Annotated in this window: 17 protein-coding genes; 4 read left to right on the top strand and 13 right to left on the bottom strand. The window is 63.8% G+C overall.

From position 1 onward, the window contains the following. Window positions 1-7 precede the first annotated feature (7 nt). The 9 genes from hyi to AC0L3X_RS24700 form a co-directional block, all read right to left on the bottom strand. Window positions 8-793: a hydroxypyruvate isomerase gene (gene hyi, locus AC0L3X_RS24740; RefSeq protein ID WP_063984512.1), complete on the bottom strand. Its 786-nt coding sequence runs from the start codon at window positions 791-793 to the stop codon at window positions 8-10. An 11-nt stretch (window positions 794-804) separates the two neighbouring features. Next, entirely contained in the window at window positions 805-2,595 is a 1,791-nt protein-coding gene (gene gcl / locus AC0L3X_RS24735; protein ID WP_063984513.1) for a glyoxylate carboligase, read from the bottom strand. 152 nt (window positions 2,596-2,747) lie between these two features. Next, a complete protein-coding gene (locus AC0L3X_RS24730) occupies window positions 2,748-4,550 on the bottom strand; it encodes an adenine deaminase C-terminal domain-containing protein (RefSeq protein WP_063984514.1) in 1,803 nt (600 codons plus the stop codon). Window positions 4,551-4,635: 85 nt separating this feature from the next. Continuing rightward, window positions 4,636-5,436: an NYN domain-containing protein gene (locus AC0L3X_RS24725; RefSeq protein ID WP_028150272.1), complete on the bottom strand. Its 801-nt coding sequence runs from the start codon at window positions 5,434-5,436 to the stop codon at window positions 4,636-4,638. A 54-nt stretch (window positions 5,437-5,490) separates the two neighbouring features. Further along, window positions 5,491-6,990 (bottom strand): tripartite tricarboxylate transporter permease, encoded by a 1,500-nt coding sequence (locus tag AC0L3X_RS24720; protein ID WP_063984515.1) that lies wholly within the window; start codon window positions 6,988-6,990, stop codon window positions 5,491-5,493. Continuing rightward, complete coding sequence (locus AC0L3X_RS24715; protein WP_063984516.1) at window positions 6,990-7,472, bottom strand: tripartite tricarboxylate transporter TctB family protein; 483 nt, start codon at window positions 7,470-7,472, stop codon at window positions 6,990-6,992. The genes AC0L3X_RS24720 and AC0L3X_RS24715 overlap by 1 nt, the downstream gene beginning before the upstream one ends. Further along, entirely contained in the window at window positions 7,469-8,437 is a 969-nt protein-coding gene (locus tag AC0L3X_RS24710; RefSeq protein ID WP_063986542.1) for a Bug family tripartite tricarboxylate transporter substrate binding protein, read from the bottom strand. Before AC0L3X_RS24710 ends, AC0L3X_RS24715 begins: the two co-directional genes overlap by 4 nt. 113 nt (window positions 8,438-8,550) lie before the next feature. After that, window positions 8,551-9,393, bottom strand: coding sequence for an IclR family transcriptional regulator (locus tag AC0L3X_RS24705; RefSeq protein ID WP_063984517.1), 843 nt, complete (start codon window positions 9,391-9,393; stop codon window positions 8,551-8,553). 214 nt (window positions 9,394-9,607) lie between these two features. After that, window positions 9,608-11,737, bottom strand: a complete 2,130-nt coding sequence (locus tag AC0L3X_RS24700) for an acetate--CoA ligase family protein (RefSeq protein WP_063984518.1) — start codon at window positions 11,735-11,737, stop codon at window positions 9,608-9,610. A gap of 347 nt (window positions 11,738-12,084) precedes the next feature. Here AC0L3X_RS24700 and AC0L3X_RS24695 point away from each other — a divergent pair, with 347 nt between their 5' ends. From AC0L3X_RS24695 to frc, 3 genes are all read left to right on the top strand, one after another. Then, entirely contained in the window at window positions 12,085-12,780 is a 696-nt protein-coding gene (locus AC0L3X_RS24695; RefSeq protein ID WP_166105920.1) for a GntR family transcriptional regulator, read from the top strand. A 74-nt stretch (window positions 12,781-12,854) separates the two neighbouring features. Continuing rightward, window positions 12,855-14,588: an oxalyl-CoA decarboxylase gene (gene oxc, locus AC0L3X_RS24690; RefSeq protein ID WP_063984520.1), complete on the top strand. Its 1,734-nt coding sequence runs from the start codon at window positions 12,855-12,857 to the stop codon at window positions 14,586-14,588. A gap of 66 nt (window positions 14,589-14,654) precedes the next feature. Next, window positions 14,655-15,932 (top strand): formyl-CoA transferase, encoded by a 1,278-nt coding sequence (frc, locus tag AC0L3X_RS24685; RefSeq protein WP_473316923.1) that lies wholly within the window; start codon window positions 14,655-14,657, stop codon window positions 15,930-15,932. 314 nt (window positions 15,933-16,246) lie between these two features. On the opposite strand, the gene bioB is transcribed toward frc, so the two are convergent. Then, window positions 16,247-17,233 (bottom strand): biotin synthase BioB, encoded by a 987-nt coding sequence (gene bioB, locus AC0L3X_RS24680; protein ID WP_166105922.1) that lies wholly within the window; start codon window positions 17,231-17,233, stop codon window positions 16,247-16,249. A gap of 305 nt (window positions 17,234-17,538) precedes the next feature. On the opposite strand from bioB, the gene AC0L3X_RS24675 reads away from it, so the two are divergent. Then, window positions 17,539-17,721 carry a hypothetical protein gene (locus AC0L3X_RS24675; protein WP_063984522.1) on the top strand — a complete coding sequence of 61 codons (183 nt, stop codon included), beginning with the start codon at window positions 17,539-17,541 and terminating at the stop codon, window positions 17,719-17,721. A 206-nt stretch (window positions 17,722-17,927) separates the two neighbouring features. Here the strand turns inward: AC0L3X_RS24675 and AC0L3X_RS24670 are convergent, their stop codons facing one another. From AC0L3X_RS24670 to AC0L3X_RS24660, 3 genes are all read right to left on the bottom strand, one after another. Continuing rightward, window positions 17,928-18,152, bottom strand: coding sequence for a hypothetical protein (locus tag AC0L3X_RS24670; protein ID WP_028151477.1), 225 nt, complete (start codon window positions 18,150-18,152; stop codon window positions 17,928-17,930). 54 nt (window positions 18,153-18,206) lie between these two features. Beyond that, window positions 18,207-18,449, bottom strand: coding sequence for a hypothetical protein (locus tag AC0L3X_RS24665; RefSeq protein ID WP_063984523.1), 243 nt, complete (start codon window positions 18,447-18,449; stop codon window positions 18,207-18,209). A gap of 97 nt (window positions 18,450-18,546) precedes the next feature. Beyond that, on the bottom strand, window positions 18,547-18,756 hold the full coding sequence (locus AC0L3X_RS24660) for a cold-shock protein (protein ID WP_028151479.1): 210 nt from the start codon (window positions 18,754-18,756) through the stop codon (window positions 18,547-18,549). Between the last annotated feature and the right edge of the window lie 382 nt (window positions 18,757-19,138).

Raw genomic sequence — 19,138 nt, 5'->3', positions numbered from 1 at the left:
CGTTTCCTCAGGTCTCAAATGTCTGCGCGGCGTGCCAGGACAGGCCTTCCAGCGTCGTGGTGCGCGGCTTGTATTCGCAGCCGATCCAGCCGCGATAGCCGATCGCGTCGAGGTGGCGGAACAGGAAGGGGTAGTTGATCTCACCGGTGCCGGGCTCATGGCGACCGGGATTGTCGGCGAGCTGGATATGGGCGATCTGCGGGAGATATTCCTGCATGGTCCGGGCGAGATCGCCCTCCATGATCTGCATGTGGTAGATGTCGTACTGGATGAACAGATTGTTCGACCGCACCTCGGAGATCAGCTGAACCGCCTGCTCGGTGCCGTTGAGGTAGAAGCCGGGAATGTCGAGCGTGTTGATCGGCTCGACCAGGAGCTTGATGTTCTCGCGCGCCAGCGTCGAGGCGGCAAAGCGAAGGTTGCCAACCAGCGTTTCGTTGAGCTCGCGCGGGTCGGCATCGGCAGGCGCGATGCCGACGAGGCAGTTGAGCTGCTCGCAATCGAGCGCCTTGGCGTAGTCGATGGCCCGGAACACGCCGTCGCGAAATTCACTGACGCGATCGGGCAGGATCGCGATGCCGCGCTCGCCCGCTGCCCAGTTGCCCGCGGGAAGGTTGTGCAGCACCTGCGTCAGCCCGTGAGCTTCGAGCTGCTCGCGCAGCAGCGCCTTGTCGAAATCGTACGGGAAGAGATACTCGACCCCGGAGAAGCCCGCCGCTTTCGCCGCGGCAAAGCGGTCGGGAAACGGCATCTCGTTGAAGAGCATGGTGAGGTTGGCGGCAAATTTCGGCATGATGCTCTCCCCTATTCCGCCGGCTGCAGCACGCCGGGCCGCTTGGTCTCGACCTCGTCGAGCGGCAGATCCAGCACCTCCTCGAACTCGACGATGTTGTCGATCTCCGTGCCCATCGCGATGTTGGTGACGCGTTCGAGAATGAACTCGACCACGACGGGCACGCGGTGCTTCGCCATCAGTTCACGCGCGGTCGCAAACGCCGCCTGCGTATCCTTGGGATCGGTGACGCGGATCGCCTTGCAGCCGAGGCCTTCGGCGACCGCGACATGGTCGACGCCGTAGCCACCGAGCTCCGGTGCGTTGACGTTCTCGAAGGAGAGCTGGACGTGATAATCCATGTCGAAGCCGCGCTGGGCCTGGCGGATCAGGCCGAGATAGGAATTGTTCACGACGACGTGGATGTAGGGCAGATTGAACTGCGCGCCGACCGCGAGCTCCTCGATCAGGAACTGGAAGTCGTAATCGCCGGACAGCGCGACGATCTCGCGATCCGGGCATGCCGCACGCACCCCGAGCGCGGCAGGCAGCGTCCAGCCGAGCGGGCCGGCTTGCCCGGCATTGATCCAGTTGCGCGGCTTGTAGACGCCCAAGAACTGCGCGCCTGCGATCTGCGACAAGCCGATCACGGTGACATAGGTGGTGTCGCGGCCGAAGGCCTTGTTCATCTCCTCATAGACGCGCTGCGGCTTGATCGGGACGTTGTCGAAATGGCTCTTGCGCAGCATCGTCTTCTTGCGATCGCGGCAGGCCGCGGGCCACGCCTGGCGCTCGCGGAGCCTGCCTGACCGACGCCACTCCCTGGCGACGGTGACGAAGAGCTCGAGCGCGGCCTTGGCGTCCGAGACGATGCCGAGATCGGGATTGAAAACGCGCCCGATCTGGGTCGGCTCGATGTCGACATGCACGAAGGTGCGGCCCTTGGTGTAGGTCTCGACCGAGCCGGTGTGACGGTTGGCCCAGCGGTTGCCGATGCCGAGTACGAAGTCGGATTCCAGCATGGTCGCATTGCCATAGCGGTGGCTGGTCTGAAGGCCGACCATGCCGGCCATCAGCACGTGGTCGTCGGGGATCGCACCCCACGCCATCAGCGTCGGCACGACCGGCACGTTGGCGATCTCGGCGAATTCCACCAGCAGGTCCGAGGCGTCGGCGTTGATGATACCACCACCGGCGACGATCAGCGGGCGCTCGGCGGCATTGAGCATCTCCAGCGCCTTCTCGACCTGCTTGCGCGTCGCGGTGGGCTTGTAGACCGACAGCGGCTCATAGGTCTCGTCGTCGAACTCGATCTCGGCGACCTGCACGTCGAGCGGCATGTCGATCAGCACCGGACCCGGCCGGCCCGAGCGCATGATGTGAAAGGCCTGGCTGAACACACGCGGCACCAGCGCCGGCTCGCGCACGGTCACAGCCCATTTGGTCACGGGCTTTGCAATCGACTCGATGTCGACGGCCTGGAAGTCCTCCTTGTAGAGCCGTGCGCGCGGCGCCTGCCCGGTGATACAGAGGATCGGAATGGAATCGGCGATCGCCGAATATAGCCCGGTAATCATGTCGGTGCCGGCCGGACCCGACGTGCCGATGCAGACGCCGATATTGCCGGCCTTCGCCCGCGTATAGCCCTCGGCCATATGCGAGGCGCCCTCGACATGGCGCGCGAGAATGTGGCGGATCGACCCGCGCTTCTTCAGCGCCGAGTACAGCGGATTGATCGCGGCCCCGGGAACGCCGAAGGCAGTCGAGATGCCTTCCTTTTCCAGAATTCGCACGGCAGCATCGACGGCTCGCATCTTCGCCATATCGGACCTCGCTTGAGTTGCGTCAGCGAGTGCGATCATCAGGCGTGCAAGATGCGATCTCAACGAGATCGATTTTATTTTCCACGATGCGGCAGCCGCGGAAAAACCGTGGCGGTCTCAAACGGTTAGATCGACATCGGCGTGAAAGCCGCTCACTCGAACAGCGGCGCCAGCTCCATCTGCGGCACCAGCACGAGACCCTTGTCGGTGATGCGAATTTCCGGAATGACCGATAGCGGAATCAAATTGAAGCCCATGTAGGGGATGGTGCAGCCGGCTTCCGCCCATTCCTTCTTCAGCACCTTGACCGCTTCGGCGACCTCGGTGACCCGTCTGTCGGAGAGCAGGCCGGCGATCGGCAGCGGAACCAGCGCCCTCACCTTGCCGTCGGCGACGACGCAAACACCGCCCTGCTCCGCCTTGATGGCTGATATCGCCGCCTGCATGTCGCCCTCGTTGGTGCCGGCGACGATGATGTTGTGGCTGTCGTGCCCGACGCTGGAGGCGACCGCCCCGCGCTTCAGGCCGAAATCCTTCAGCACGCCGTAAGCGACATTGCCGGCCGACTTGCCGTGGCGCTCGACCACCGTGACGAAGCACAGGCCGTAGCGCTCAAACAGCGACGGCCAATCCTTTGTCGGCTCGATCGCGACCTTCTCATGGATCAGCGTAATGCCCGGCAGCGCGGTCTTGATGGCATTGACGGTACACGCCTTCGCCGGCAATTCCGGCGTCAGCTTGACCTTCTCCGGAAGCTTTACGGTCGCATAGGCCGCCTTCGGATATTGATAGCGTTGCGACAGCGCCTGATCGAGCCGCGGCGTAATCTTGCCGTGCTCGACCACCAGCTCGCCGCCATACCAGGTGCATTGCGGTCTGAGCTGATCGTCCATCAGCACGAGATCGGCGCGGCGGCCGCCGCCGAGCCCGCCGATATCGCCCTCCATGCCGAAGCGTGTGGCGCCATGCAGCGAGCCCATCGACCAGGCCTGTTCGGGCGACATGCCGGCCTTTACGGCCTCGCGCACCACCCAGTCGAGACCGAACAGCAGAAGATCGTCGGCATCACGGTCGTCGGTGCACACGGCCGTACGCTTGTGCGACGCACCGAGCTCGGTGATGGTGCGGATCGCCTGCGGCAGCGAGTGCCAGGGCGTGGTCGGCGGACCGCCGCGCAGAAAAACCCAGACGCCGGCGTCGAGCAGATCGTCGGCGATGTCGCGATCGATCGCCTCATGGGTGTCGGTGACGCCGGACGCCGCATAGGCCGCGACGAATTCACGGCCGTAAACGTGTCCGGACACCGGCCGTCCCCGCTTCAAGGCAGCGGCAAGGATGGCATGACTGCGCTCGTCGCCCATCGTGACAGGCACGAAATCCATCTTCTCGCCGAGCGCGACCGCTTCGGGCCAGCGGTCGAACAGGCCGGCGATCTTGTCCGGCGTGAGGTCGCCGCCCGCGGTCTCCAGTTCCGCCGACGTGGCCGGCACCGTGCTCGGCACCGTCAAAAAGATCGAGAGCGGCGCCTCGCGCGCGTCCTCCAGCATCGCCTCGACACCGGCGACATCCATGACGTTGCCGATCTCGTGGCTGTCGCAGAAGATCGTGGTGGTGCCGTTGAGGAGCGCAGCCTCGGCATAGGCGCAGGCCGTCACCATGGAGGATTCGATGTGGATGTGCGGATCGACCAGCCCCGGCGCGATGATGCCGCCGGCGGCGTCGTAAAGTGGCACCCCGCCCCAGACCTTCTTCGCCGCCCCGGCCGGTTTCACCGCTGCGACGCGGCCACCGGTGATCCAGACCTCCCGACCGGGATGGATGCGCTCGGAATAGGTCGAAAGCACCCGGGCCCCCGTGACCACGAGATCCGGTGCGACGCGCGCGGAGGCGACATCGGCCAGACACCGGGTCATCGAATGCAGCGGTGCGACGGCGAAGCGGGTAAGTCTGGTCATCGGGACCCTCGCGTGGCGTTACGGCCCAGCGATGGTTACGCCCTGCGCTATAGCGGGCAAGCGCAAATATAACGGCAGACCCTGCTTACGCCTTAGGCGCCGAACTGCCCGTCGTCCCCGCCCTTGCGGGCCTGCGCGGGTTCCGCCTTCTCGGCGGTGCGGCGGCAGCGGGCTTCACGCGAATTCGCATCGACCGGCCCTTTGGCTCATCGATCTCAAACGAATTCGTCTTGCGTACGAGGTCACTCAGCTTGCGGAACCCGAACGTTCTCGGATCGAAATCGGACGCCAGATTGGCGAGCTGCCGGCCGACTTCGCCGAGCGCGACCCAGCCGTCTTCGCTCTCCATCTGGGTGATGACCTTCTTGATGATGGGCGTGGCTGCATCGGGCGGCTGAAGCGACGTCGATCTTGAGGCGGCATCCTGGGTGGTCGCCGGGACGGAGACCAGGTTCTCGGTGTAGACGAACCTTCGGCAGGCCTGCCTGAAGCTCTCCGGCGTCTTCTGCTCGCCGAACCCGAACACGTCGACGCCCTGCTCACGGATGCGGGCGGCCAGACGGGTAAAGTCGCTGTCGGAGGAGACCAGGCAGAAGCCGTCGAACCGGCCGCTGTGAAGCAGGTCCATGGCGTCGATCACCAGGGTTATGTCGGAGGCATTCTTTCCCGTCGTATAGGCGAATTGCTGCTGCGGGATGATGGCGTGCTTCGACAGAATGTCGGCCCAGCCCCTGGACCGTGCATTGGAGAAGTCGCCATAGATGCGGCGGACGCTGGCCTCGCCGATCTTGGCAATCTCCTCGAACAGCCCATCCGCGATCTTCGCAGAGGCGTTGTCGGCATCGATCAGGACGGCGAGACGGGGCGAGCGAAGTTCCGACGGCATGGCGTTTCCTCAACGAGCTGGACGCAGCATTAGAGGACGCTCGCGCCGGGACGGCTAGTCCTCGTTCGCCTTGAAGCGCCCCATCCCCTTCAGCACGAACGGGGCCAGCAGCGCAACCAGCGCGATGCCGAGCAGCGTCGCCGAGATCGGGCTCTGGAGCAACGTCATGGGATCGCCGAGGCTGATCGCGAGCGCACGGCGCAGCTGGCTCTCGGCGATCGGACCGAGGATCAGGCCGACGACGACGGGCGCGATCGGAAAGTCGAACCGGCGCATCAGGAAACCGAGCACGCCGAAGCCGGCCAGCATCGACAATTCGACCACCGAGGGCTTTGCGGCGATGGTGCCCATGGTCGCGAACACGAGAATGCCGGCATAAAGCCAAGGCTGCGGGATCGCGAGCAACCGCACCCACAGTCCGACCAGCGGCAGATTGAGCACCAGCAACATGCAATTGGCGATGAAGAGACTGGCGATCAGGCCCCACACGAGGTCAGGCCGCTCGGCAAACAGTAGCGGCCCCGGGTTGAGGCCGTACTGCTGGAACCCCGCCAGCATCATCGCGGCCGTCGCCGAGGTCGGCAATCCCAGCGTGAGCAGCGGCACCAGCGTGCCGGCGGCGGAGGCGTTGTTGGCGGCCTCCGGTCCCGCGACGCCTTCGATCGCGCCCTTGCCGAATTCTTCCGGATGTTTTGTGAGCCGCTTCTCGGTGGAATAGGACAGAAAGGTCGGAATCTCCGCGCCGCCCGCGGGCAGCGCGCCGATCGGGAAGCCGAACATGGTGCCGCGCAGCCACGGCTTCCACGAGCGCCTCCAGTCTTCCTTGGTCATCCACAGCGAGCCGCGCACCGGCTCGAGCTTTTCCTCGGTGTGGTGGCGGCGCGATGCGACGTAGAGCGCCTCGCCCACCGCGAACAGACCGACCGCAAGCGTGGTCACCTCGACGCCGTCGAGCAGCTCGGGGACGCCGAAGGCAAGCCGCGCCTGCCCCGTCAGCTTGTCGATGCCGACGAGGCCGAGCGTCAGGCCGATGAACAAGCTGGTCAGGCCGCGGATCGGAGAATCGCCGAAGGTCGCCGACACAGTGACGAAGGCGACGCACATCAGCGCGAAATAGTCCTCGGGGCCGAAGCGCACGGCGAAATCGACCAGCCACGGCGCGAGGAACGCGAGCCCGATGGTGGCGATGGTGCCGGCGACGAAGGAGCCGATCGCGGATGTCGCAAGCGCCGGCCCGCCGCGGCCGGCCTTGGCCATCTTGTTGCCTTCGAGCGCGGTCGCCATCGAGGCACTCTCGCCGGGCGTGTTGATCAGGATCGCGGTGGTCGATCCGCCATACATGCCGCCATAATAGATGCCGGCAAACATGATCAGCGAGCCGCCGGGGTCGAGCTTGTAGGTCACCGGCAGCAGCAGCGCGACCGTCAGGGCCGGGCCGATGCCGGGTAGCACGCCGACGGCCGTACCGAGGAACACGCCGATCAGCGCATAGAGCAGGTTCATCGGCTGGACGGCGACCGCCATGCCGTGGGCCAGCGCGGCAAAGGTGTCCATCACAGCAGTCGCTCCAGCGGGCCGGTCGGAAGGCTCAGCGTCAACAGCCGGTCGAACGCGAGATAGATGAGGGTCGACATCACGAGGGCAATGATGCTGTCGACGAGGATGGCACGGCGCCCGAAAGCTGCCGACGTCGTCACGAACAGCGCTGACGTCGCCAGGATGAAGCCGCCGCCGAAGCCGATGATGGCAATGAGGAGCGCAAGGCCAACCAGGATCAGAATCACAGGCACGGGATCGGCGCTCTCGCGCACCGGCAGATTGCCGCGTAGCGCGTCGATGAAATTTCCGATCGCGAGCAGCCCAAGGCCGGTGGCGACCACGACCGGCATCGCCTCCGGTCCCATCCCGTACATCGCAGTGGATTGCAGCCCGCGCGCGTCCCAGACCAGCACCGCGGCGAGACCTGCGAGCAATACAGCGATGACGATGCCGGCGCGATCGACGCGCCGCGGCTGGGCGGGATCGCCTGAGGTCATGACTTGACCAGGCCGACCGATTTCAGCACGTCGGTGACGCGCACGGTTTCCTTCTTCAGGAAGTCGGCGAAGGCGTCGCCGCCGAGATAGGCATCCTCCCAGCCCTTCTGCTTGAGGATCTCCTTCCAGGCGTCCGACTTCACCATCTTCTCGACCGCATCGCTCAGCGTCTTGCGCTGCTCCGGCGTGATGCCGGGAGGCGCGACCACCGAACGCCAATTGGCGATCACGAGGTCGATGCCTTGCTCCCTAAAGGTCGGGATGTCGCTGCCCGCGATGCGCTTCTCCGAGGTCACGCCGATCGCGCGCAGCTTGCCGGACTTGATCTGCCCGTCATATTCGCTCAGCCCCGAAATGCCCGCGGTGACCTTGCCGCCGAGGATTGCCGCCAGCGATTCGCCGCCGCCGGAGAACGGGATGTAGTTGATCTTCTTCGCGTCGGCGCCGACTGCGCCCGCGAACAACGCGGCCATGACATGGTCGACGCCGCCGGCCGAGCCGCCGGCGAAGGTCACCTTGGCGATATCGGCTTTCACCGCGGCGGCGAGATCCTGCGCGGTCTTGATCGGCGAATTCGCCGGCACCACGATCACCTGGATTTCCTCGGTGAGGCGTGCGATCGGCGTCACCTGCTCGAGCGTGACAGGCGATTTGTTCATGGCGAGCGCGCCCACCATGACGAAGCCGTTGACCATCAGCTGGTTGCCATCGCCCTTGGCGCCGTTGACGAACTGCGCGATGCCGATGCTGCCGCCGGCGCCGGGAACGTTGGTGACCTGCACGCTGCGCGCGACGCCCGCGGCAACCAGCGCCTGCTGCATCGAGCGCGCGGTCTGGTCCCAGCCCCCGCCCGGGGCCGCCGGCGCCATCAGCTTGAGCTCCAGCGGCTGGGCGAAGGCCGGCGTAGCTGCCGCAAGGGTCAACGCGACGGCTGCGCCGACAAGGCGCGCGGGAAATTGAAACATGAGGGTATTCTCCGGGCTCGTGCGGACGTCGTTGATCGGTTGCCGCATTGTGTCGTTTGGTCGCATATCAGCCAAAACGGCCGATGCTGTCCAGCGACAGGCCCGGTTCCTTGTTAGCCAGACTTCGGCATCACCCCGCCGAGCGCGACGGTCAATTCGCCGGCGACTTCGCGCACGATTTGGCCGATTTCCGGCAATCTGTCGTCGGTCAGGCGGCTGGTCATGCCCGAGACGGAAATCGCCGCGAGCGGCTCGGCGCAGTCGTTGTAGACCACTGCGGCAATACAGCGCAGGCCCATACAAGCTTCTTCATCGTCGAGCGCAAAACCCTGCTTGCGGATCTTCTCGAGCTCCTTGAACAGATCGCCCGGCCGCACGATCGACTTCTCGGTCAGGCGAGGCATGCCGTGATGGCGGATGACCGCGCCGACGTCCTCGTCCGAATAAGTCGCGAGCACTGCCTTGCCGACGCCTGACGTCACCATGGCGACGCGGCCGCCGACCTGGGTCAGCGAGCGCATGATCTCGCGGCTCTCCATGCGGGTCAGCACGATGATGAACTCGTCGTCGACGACAGCGAGATTGGCGGTCTCGCGGGTGAGATCGCGCAGCTTGCGCAAGTAAGGAATCGCCTGCGTGGAGAAATTACGCCGCCGGGCAAAGCTCGCGCCGACCGTGAAGCTGCGCACGCCGACATGCCATTTGGACTGGGCGCGGTCGAACTGCACGAAGCGGCGGCTCTCCAGCGTCGCCAGCAGGCGGTGCACGGTCGAGGCCGACAGGCCGGTGCGCACGGCGAGGTCGCTGAGGCGGTAGCCTTCGTCGTCTTCGGCCAGCGTTTCGAGGATCGACAGCGCGCGGTCGACGGACTGCACGCCACCATCGCGCGCGTCGTGGTCGGCCTCCGATGGCGATCGAGGCTCGAGCGATTTGCGCCGGATCACGTTCTTGCTCATCGCGACCTGACCGTTCTCCCTCGCCCTATTCTTATTTCCCTCTCCCGCTTGCGGGGAGAGGGTCAGGGTGAGGGGGAGTCTCCGCAAGGACGGTGACAGTTAGACTCGGGGAGAGTCCCCTCACCCGAATTGCTTCGCAATTCGACCTCTCCCCGCGCGCGGGGAGAGGTGAATAACCACCCGCTCCGGATCATACCGAAGCGTCTTCGTCGTCTCAGAGCAGCCCTGCCCCGCGCGCCCACTTGTACTTGGCGCCGAGCACCTCGACCGGCAGCTCGGTGGAATAGGCGTAGGCCGGGATGCCGTTCTGGTAGAGATATTCGGCCGCTTCCTCGACCTCGACGTCGCCGGCGAGCGAGGCGACGATCGGCTTCACGAAGCCCTTGGCCTCCATCTCCTTCTTCACCTCGACCATGTTGCGGGCGAACACCATCGGCGGCGTGACGATGGTGTGCCAGTAGCCGAGGATCAGCGAATGGATCCGCTCATCCGACAGGCCAAGCTTCACCGTGTTGACGTAGGTGATCGGCGGCTCGCCGCCGGTGATATCCACAGGATTTCCGGCCGCACCGAACGGCGGGATGAACTTGCGGAAGGCCGCATCCAGATCCGGCGGCATCGACATCAGCGACAGGCCGTTGTCGACGCAGGAGTCCGACAGCAGCACGCCAGAGCCGCCGGCGCCGGTGATGATCAGTACGTTCTCGCCCTTCGGCGTCGGCAGCACCGGCACGCCACGGGCGAATTCGAGCAGCTGCCGCAGCGAGCGGGCCCGGATCACGCCGGACTGCGCCAGGACGTCCTCGTAGATCTTGTCGTTACCGGCGAGCGCGCCGGTATGCGACGAGGCCGCCTTTGCGCCGGCCGAGGTGCGGCCGGCCTTGAGCACGATGACCGGCTTCTTCTTGGAGACGCGCTTGGCGGCTTCCGCGAAGGCGCGGCCGTCCTTGAGGTCTTCGCAGTGCTGGGCGATCAGGTTCGTGTTCGGATCCTGCTCGAAAAAGGCGAGCAGATCGTCCTCGTCGATATCGGACTTGTTGCCGAGGCCGACGATCGCCGAGACGCCCATCTTCGCCGAGCGCGAGAAGCCGATGATGGCCATGCCGATGCCGCCCGACTGCGACGACAGCGCCGCGTGGCCCTTGACGTCGTAAGCCGTGCAGAAGGTCGCGCAGAGATTGGCCGGCGTATAATAGAAGCCGTAAATGTTCGGCCCCATCAGGCGGATGTCGTACTTCTTGCCGACCTCGACGATCTCGGCCTGAAGCTCCGGCGCGCCGGCTTCAGCGAAGCCCGACGGAATCAGCACCGCACCCGGGATTTTCTTCTCGCCGCATTCGGTGAGCGCCGCCGCCACGAACTTCGCGGGGATCGCGAACACGGCCGTGTCGATCACACCCGAAACGTCCTTGACGCTCTTGTAGGCCTTGTAGCCGAGGATCTCGGCGGCCTTGGGATGGATCGGATAGATGTCGCCCTTGTAGCCGCCGTTGATGAGGTTCTTCATCACGGAGTTGCCGATCTTGCCGTCCTCGGCGGAGGCGCCGACCACGGCGACCGCCTTCGGCTGCATGATGCGGCTCATGGCCGCGACGATCTCTTCGGTCGGGCGCGGCTTCGGCTTGGGCACATAGGCGAAGTCGACGACGATACGCACGTCGGCGGCGATCGCGTCCTTGGCCGTCGCGAACACCGGGTTGAGATCGAGCTCGACGATTTCAGGGAAATCGGTGACGAGCTGCGAAACCTTGACGATGACATCGGCGAGCGCAGTACGGTTCACCGCCTCGCCGCCGCGAACGCCCTTCAAAATCTCATGCGCCTGGATGCCGTCGAGCATCGAGAGCGCGTCTTCCTTGGTCGCGGGTGCGAGGCGGAAGGTGATGTCCTTCAAGACTTCGACCAGCACGCCGCCGAGGCCGAAGGCGACCAGCTTGCCGAACGAGCCGTCGGTGATCGAGCCGACGATGACTTCGGTGCCGCCGGCCAGCATCTGCTGCACCTGGACGCCCTCGATCTTGGCATCGGACTTGTGCTTCTTGGCGTTGGAGAGAATGGTCTCGTAGGCCTTCTCGGCATCCTCGGCCGTCTTGAGGCCGACGATGACGCCGCCAGCTTCGGTCTTGTGGAGAATGTCCGGCGAGACGATCTTCATCACCACCGGGAAGCCCATCGAGGAGGCCATTTTGCCGGCCTCACCCGCCGACCTGGCCACGCCCTCCTTCGGCACCGGAATGCCGTAGGCGTCGCAGACCAGCTTGCCTTCCGGCGCGGTCAGGCTGGTGCGGTTGTCCGCCTTGACCTGGTCGAGCACTTTGCGGACGGCATCTTTGGAATTGGACATATGGCTTCTCCCTTGACCTCAGTTCGTTCTTTCAAAGCGCGCGCGTGTAGCGGCTGCCCGTGATGCTTGCCATTCGCCGCGCTCTGTTCCATGTCGCGGAACGGAGTGGCATAAAGCCCACATTACTCCGCCGCTTTGGATCAAAAATGGCTGGCGATGGCATTTGGTATGCCAGAAGCCAACTTGTCAAGCTGCTGCATGACTTAGAACGCCGCAAAAAATAGCCAGCTTGACATTCTGGCATGTGGTATGCCAAAAACTTTCCCGTTAATAATCCTGTAAAAGACGACTCCCACTGGAGGAGATTCGTCGTGTCACTGCGGAAACCAACCAAGGCGTTGCCGAACATGACCGAGGCAGATATCGCAATCGTTCGTATTGCCCCGGAGAGCAGCTTCAAGAACAAGGCGTATGACGCCTTGAAGGAAGCCATCCTCAAGATGGACATCTACTCGACGCCCGAGCCGGTGATGCTCGACGAGCGCGCGTTGTCCGAACGCCTGGGTGTGAGCCGCACCCCGATCCGCGAAGCCATCGCGATGCTTGAGCAGGATGGCTTCGTGAAGACGGTTCCGCGCCGCGGCATCATGGTGGTGCGCAGAACCAAGAGCGAGATCGTCGACATGATCCGCGCCTGGGCGGCGCTGGAGAGCATGGCGGCCCGCCTGATCACCACCACCGCACGCAAGAAAGACATCACGGCGCTGCGCGACTACTTCAAGGACTTCGGCAAGGACCGCCTGCCCGAGGATCACGTCGAGGAATATTCGCGCGCCAACATCGCCTTCCACCAGGCGCTGATCTCGCTGTCGGAATCGCCGGTGCTGGTCGATCTCACCAACGACCTGCTGCTGCACGTGCGCGGCTACCGCCAGCTCACCATCGGACGCAAGGATCGCACCGCCACTTCGCTGCCCGAGCATCTCAGCATGATCGAAGCACTGGAAGCGCGCGACACCGAGCTCGCCGAGAAGCGCGCCCGCGACCACACCCTTGGCCTTGCCGCTTACGTCGAAGCGCACGGTCAAGAACTGTTCACCTAGCAACGTCCACCAGAAGGGCGAGCCATTCGCCCACAAAGCCTAAAACGGCATATGAGACCAGGGAGACAAGGCCCATGCTGAATACCGCGACCAAGTCCGAAGCACCGGGCACCGAGCAGGAATTGACGGATGGCTTTCATCTCGTCATCGACGCGCTCAAGCTGAACGGCATCAACACCATCTATAATGTGCCGGGCATCCCGATCACGGATTTGGGCCGCATGGCGCAGGCCGAAGGTATTCGCGTGATCTCCTTCCGCCACGAGCAGAACGCCGGCTACGCCGCGGGCATTGCCGGCTACCTCACCAAGAAGCCCGGCGTCTGCCTCACGGTGTCGGCGCCCGGCTTCCTCAACGGTCTCACCGCGCTCGCGCACGCCACCACCAACTGCTACCCGATGATCCTGATCTCGGGCTCCTCCGAGCGCGAGATCGTCGACCTCCAGCAGGGCGACTACGAAGAGATGGACCAGCTCGCGATCGCCAAGCCGCTGTGCAAGGCGGCCTATCGCGTGCTGCACGCCCAGGACATCGGCATCGGTCTCGCCCGCGCCATCCGCGCCGCGGTCTCGGGCCGTCCGGGCGGCGTCTATCTCGACCTGCCGGCAAAGCTGTTCGGCCAGGTGATGAACGCCGATGCCGGCCAGAAGTCGCTGGTCAAGGTGATCGATGCCGCGCCCGCGCAGATCCCCTCGCCCGCGTCAATCAAGCGCGCGCTCGACGTGCTCAAGAGCGCAAAACGTCCGCTCATCATCCTCGGCAAGGGCGCGGCCTACGCGCAGGCCGATGAAGAGATCAAGTCGTTCGTCGAGAAGAGCGGCGTGCCGTTCCTGCCGATGAGCATGGCCAAGGGCCTCCTCCCCGACACGCATCCGCAATGCGCTGGAGCCGCGCGCTCCACGGTGCTGAAAGAATCCGACGTCGTGCTGCTGATCGGCGCCCGGCTGAACTGGCTGCTCTCGCACGGCAAGGGCAAGAGCTGGGGCGAAGCGCCCAAGAAGTTCATCCAGGTCGACATCGAGCCGCGCGAGATGGACTCCAACGTCGAGATCGTCGCGCCCGTCGTCGGCGACATCGGCTCGGTCGTATCGGCCTTCAATCAGGCGATCAGCACGGGTTGGACCGCGCCGCCGGCCGAATGGACCAAGGCCATCGTGTCCAAGCGTGACGAGAACGTCGCCAAGATGGCGCCGAAGCTCATGAACAACAAGTCGCCGATGGATTATCACGGCGCGCTCGGCGTGCTGAAGAACGTGATCAAGGATCACCCGGAGGCGATCCTCGTCAACGAGGGCGCCAACACGCTCGACCTCGCCCGCGGCGTCATCGACATGTACAGGCCGCGCAAGCGCCTCGACGTCGGCACCTGGGGCGTGATGGGCATCGGCATGGGCCAGGCGATCGCGGCGGCGCTCGAGACCGGCCACCCCGTGCTGGCGGTGGAAGGCGACTCGGCCTTCGGCTTCTCCGGCATGGAGGTCGAGACCATCTGCCGCTACAACCTTCCGATCTGCGTCGTCATCTTCAACAATGACGGCATCTATCGCGGCACCGACGTCAACAGCGTCAACGCCGATCCGGCGACGACGGTGTTCGTCAAGGGCGCGCGCTACGACAAGATGATGGAAGCCTTCGGCGGCGTCGGCGTGAATGCCACCTCGCCCGACGAGCTCAAGCGCGCCGTCAACGAGGCGATGGCCTCGGGCAAGCCGACGCTCATCAACGCGGTGATCGATCCGGCCGCGGGCTCGGAGAGCGGCCGCATCGGCAACCTCAATCCGCAGAGCGTTCTGCAGAAGAAAAAGTAAGTCCTCCCCTTCAACCCTTAATTCCCTGCGGTTTGCGGGGGCAGACAGAGTATACGGAGCAACACGATGACCAAAGCGCTCAAGGGCGTTCGCATTCTCGACTTCACCCACGTCCAGTCCGGACCGACCTGCACGCAGCTGCTGGCATGGTTCGGCGCCGACGTGATCAAGGTGGAACGTCCGGGCGTGGGCGACATTACCCGCGGCCAGCTGCAGGACATCCCGAACGTGGACAGCCTGTATTTCACCATGCTCAACCACAACAAGCGCTCGATCACGCTCGACACCAAGAACCCCAAGGGCAAGGAAGTCCTCACCGAGCTGATCAAGAAGTGCGACGTGCTGGTCGAAAACTTCGGCCCCGGCGTGCTCGACCGCATGGGCTTCCCCTGGGAGAAGATCCAGGCGATCAACCCGAAGATGATCGTCGCCTCGATCAAGGGCTTTGGCCCCGGACCGTACGAAGACTGCAAGGTCTATGAGAACGTCGCGCAGTGCACCGGCGGCGCCGCCTCGACCACCGGCTTCCGCGACGGCCTGCCGCTCGTCACCGGCGCGCAGATCGGCGACAGCGGCACCGGCCTGCACCTGGCGCTCGGCATCGTCACCGCGCTCTATCAGCGCACGCATTCGGGCAAGGGCCAGAAGGTCACCGCCGCGATGCAGGACGGCGTGCTCAACCTCGCGCGCGTCAAGCTGCGCGACCAGCAGCGCCTCGCGCATGGTCCGCTCAAGGAATACAGCCAGTTCGGCGAAGGCATTCCGTTCGGCGACGCCGTGCCGCGCGCCGGCAACGATTCCGGCGGTGGTCAGCCCGGCCGCATCCTGAAGTGCAAGGGCTGGGAGACCGATCCCAACGCCTACATCTACTTCATCACCCAGGCCCCGGTCTGGGAGAAGATCTGCGACGTGATCGGCGAGCCCACCTGGAAGACCGATCCGAACTACGCCAAGCCGGCCGTCCGCCTGCCGCGCCTCAACGAGATCTTCGCCCGCATCGAACAGTGGACGATGACCAAGACGAAATTCGAGGCGATGGAGATCCTCAACAAGGACGACATCCCCTGCGGCCCGATCCTGTCGATGAAGGAGATCGCCGAGGACCAGTCGCTGCGCGCGACCGGCACCGTGGTCGAGGTCGATCACCCGACCCGCGGCAAGTACATCTCGGTCGGCAATCCGATCAAGCTGTCGGATAGCCCGAGCGAGGTGGAGCGCTCCCCGCTGCTCGGCGAGCACACCGACGAGATCCTGCGCTGCGTGCTCGGCTTCAGCGATCACCAGGTCGCCGACATCCACAAGTCCGGCGCGCTCGAGCCGCCGCAGAAGCAGGCCGCTGAGTAAGCCGCACCACGTTGAACGAGACGAAAGGGCCGCCCGAAGGGGCGGCCCTTTTTGCTTCAGAAGACCGTGCGGTCGCGGCTGTGACTAAAAAATGGAAAAACAACCCCATGCACAGTAGCTAACCTGTTGGTCATAAACGATTTCGTATTTCACGAAATGCCTTTTGACACGTCGGGCAAAACAGAGGCATTATGCCATGATCCGACAAAGCCAATATCCTGCCCTGCGAAGAGCGGCCGAGGGGTTGTTCGTCGGACAAACGACCTAACGGCCAGGGCATGATCGGGAAAGAGGCTCAGCGGCTTGCAAAAAGGTCAGAGCGCTTCCAGTCCGAGCCGGCGGAACAACTTTCGATCGGCTTCGTCCTGCGGATTGCCCGCCGTCAGCAGCGTGTCGCCGACAAAGATCGAGTTTGCGCCGGCAAAGAAGCACAGCGCCTGCATCTCGTCGCTCATCGCCGACCGCCCCGCCGAGAGTCGCACGAAAGAGGCCGGCATCATGATACGCGCCAGCGCGACAATGCGCACGAACTCGACCGGACCTATCGGCGTCGCCTTCGCCATCGGCGTTCCCGGAATCGGGATCAGCATGTTGATCGGCACGCTCTCCGGCGCTTCCGGAAGGTTGGCGAGCGTGACCAGCATGTCGACGCGGTCCTGTTCGCTCTCACCCATGCCGAGAATTCCGCCGCAGCACACTTTCATGCCGGCATCGCGGACATGCTCCAGCGTATCGAGACGATCGGCGAATGTGCGGGTGGAGGTAACACTCGGATAGAAGCGCTCCGAGGTATCGATATTGTGATTGTAGTAATCAAGCCCGGCAGCACTCAGCCGGTCGGCCTGATCCCGGTCGAGCATGCCGAGCGTCATGCAGGTCTCGAGCCCGAGCTCCTTCACGGCTCCGACGACCTCGACAATGGCATCCATGTCGCGCGGCTTCGGATTGCGCCAGGCCGCCCCCATGCAATAACGCGTCGCGCCGCTGTCTTTTGCCTTGCGTGCCTCGGCAACGATCTTCCCGACCTCCATCAACTTGGAGGCTGCAAGAGCGGTCGCATGATGCGACGACTGGCTGCAGTAACCGCAGTCTTCCGGACAACCACCTGTCTTGATGTTCAGCAGCCGGCTCAACTGCACGCGATTTGGGTCAAAATGCTCCCGATGTACGGATTGTGAACGGAAGAGCAGATCGTTGAAGGGAAGCTGGTAAGCCGCCCATGCATCTTCACCGGTCCATCTTTGAGGCCTTTGCGGCCTTTCCTTCGCGGGGATTGTCTCCCCGTCGTTCACACCGAGCATTACACATCTCCTGACATTGCGGCGGGACAATCGCACTATCGCAAACCTGGCGCCAGTCCGCAGGGTCCTTGGAACAAAAGCGGCGGCGTGCCATTGTTGTCTAAGCCGGCGTGCTATCCCGACGTACGAGCAACGCAGCCGCCAAGGCGAGTGACTGAAACACATCGCAAAAGCATCTGCGCAACGCTGCAGAATTGGCCTTCTTCTCGCCCCGAAAGGTAGCAAGCCTACGCACAGCGTTTGCGGGTGGGAGGCGTCGGCCAGCACCTGTCCTGTCACAGCTTGTTGATCAAAACGAGGTCGAAATGTTGAGAGATCAATCCTCGGATCGGGCCAAGCGTGAAGCCAACAAGGCGTTCAAGCCTGTCAAAACGCAGAAGCCGATCAATGACTATGCGAAGGACCAGCACTCCTTCAACGAGAATCGCGAGCGGCTGAAAGCGGAGCGACTGGCCCGCGAGGCCGAGCCGAAGGACCGCTCTGAATAGGACGCGTTCCCTGCCGGGTCACGATGTTGCATCCGCGCGATGGAGGCTGGCGCTGAGCGCGTCGCGTCGAAATCGACGCCTGACCGAAAGCGCGATGAGATCGGAATGAATCGTCAACGCGCTTTAGGTTATTGTTTGAGCATGATCTTTTCGGAAAACCGCTTCGCACTTTGCGCAAACGCGGCCCTTCGGGTCCGGATCATGCTTTAGAGCATCGAAAGCACGACGATCCCGTCTTCGAGCTCCCCGGAGGCCAATCGGCTCCGCGCGATGCGCTCGAATTCCGTCCGGTATTTCTGAAGATAGCTGAAGGCCTGCTTCTGCGTCTGAAACGTGGTCGCAAGGCGGCACATCTGCCGGCCTGCGCCAAGCGCGAGAAAGAAGGTGATTGTACCACCGCTGTCCGACTTGATCCTAGGCACGATCCGCACTCTTTGGCATGTGACCGGCCCTCTCCAGATTTTCGTCGACGCAGTTGAATTCGACTATCGCGTCAGCTTTCTCTTGCGCTTCGTCAGGGTTGGTGCCGGCAGCGATGCTTGAAGAGTTGCGTCGGCCGCTTCCTTGGCTTCGCGCAGTTCGCGAAGCCGCGCCATGTTCTTGCGAACATCGACGGCCTGTCTCTCGACGTCCGCCATTGCCCGCGTTCCCTCCTCGGCAGCCAAACGCTGACGGTTGGTACGCGCAATGCTTTGGGGTGACGGTTCAGCCGACTTCTTGCCGCTCATGCTTCACCCACTCCCGCAACGGACAAAACCCGCTCAATCCCTGGGATCGAGCGGGCAGCGTGGCCGTTTCAGTACATCCGTGAAACGGCGCAGGATCTTAGGCCAGCGATAGATTCTCTGCGCTGACCTTGCCTCGCATCTTGTCGGTCTTGGCCTCGAAGTTGACCTTCTGGCCCTCGGCGAGACCTGAGAGACCAGCCCGCTCGACTGCGCTGATGTGAACGAACACATCGTTGCCGCCGTCGTCGGGCTGAATGAATCCAAAGCCCTTTTGGCCGTTGAACCACTTCACGGTACCTGTCGTCATTATTCTTCTCCAAAGCGCATACGCGCACATTCCGCGTGACACTCACGCAGAACCAGATTCAATTCGTCGATGTCTCTGGAAAAGGAGCCCGCGGGCGCATTCAACAAGGCACAGCGGCTGAACGAACAGCACCAACGTATACCTCATCGGCGCCAGTTGCAAGGCTTGGCGGGATTTAATGCCTCATGGGCTCCGGCGGAACAATTCGGACTTTACGAATTCAGGCCCGAAAGGCGCCTGAGGCAAGGTGAGTTGCGCGTTCGCAGCCGCGATTTGGTGTCGGCTAACTGTGCTGGCCCGAGAGCGTCGATGCGATGCCGCGCTATCGAGCGCACACCGTACGCCACCGGCAAGTTGCTCGCGGAAGACCCGCACCACTCTC

It is taken from the genome of Bradyrhizobium sp. MI1.7 (assembly GCF_055811795.1).
This window is presented reverse-complemented; position numbering and strand designations above follow the sequence as displayed.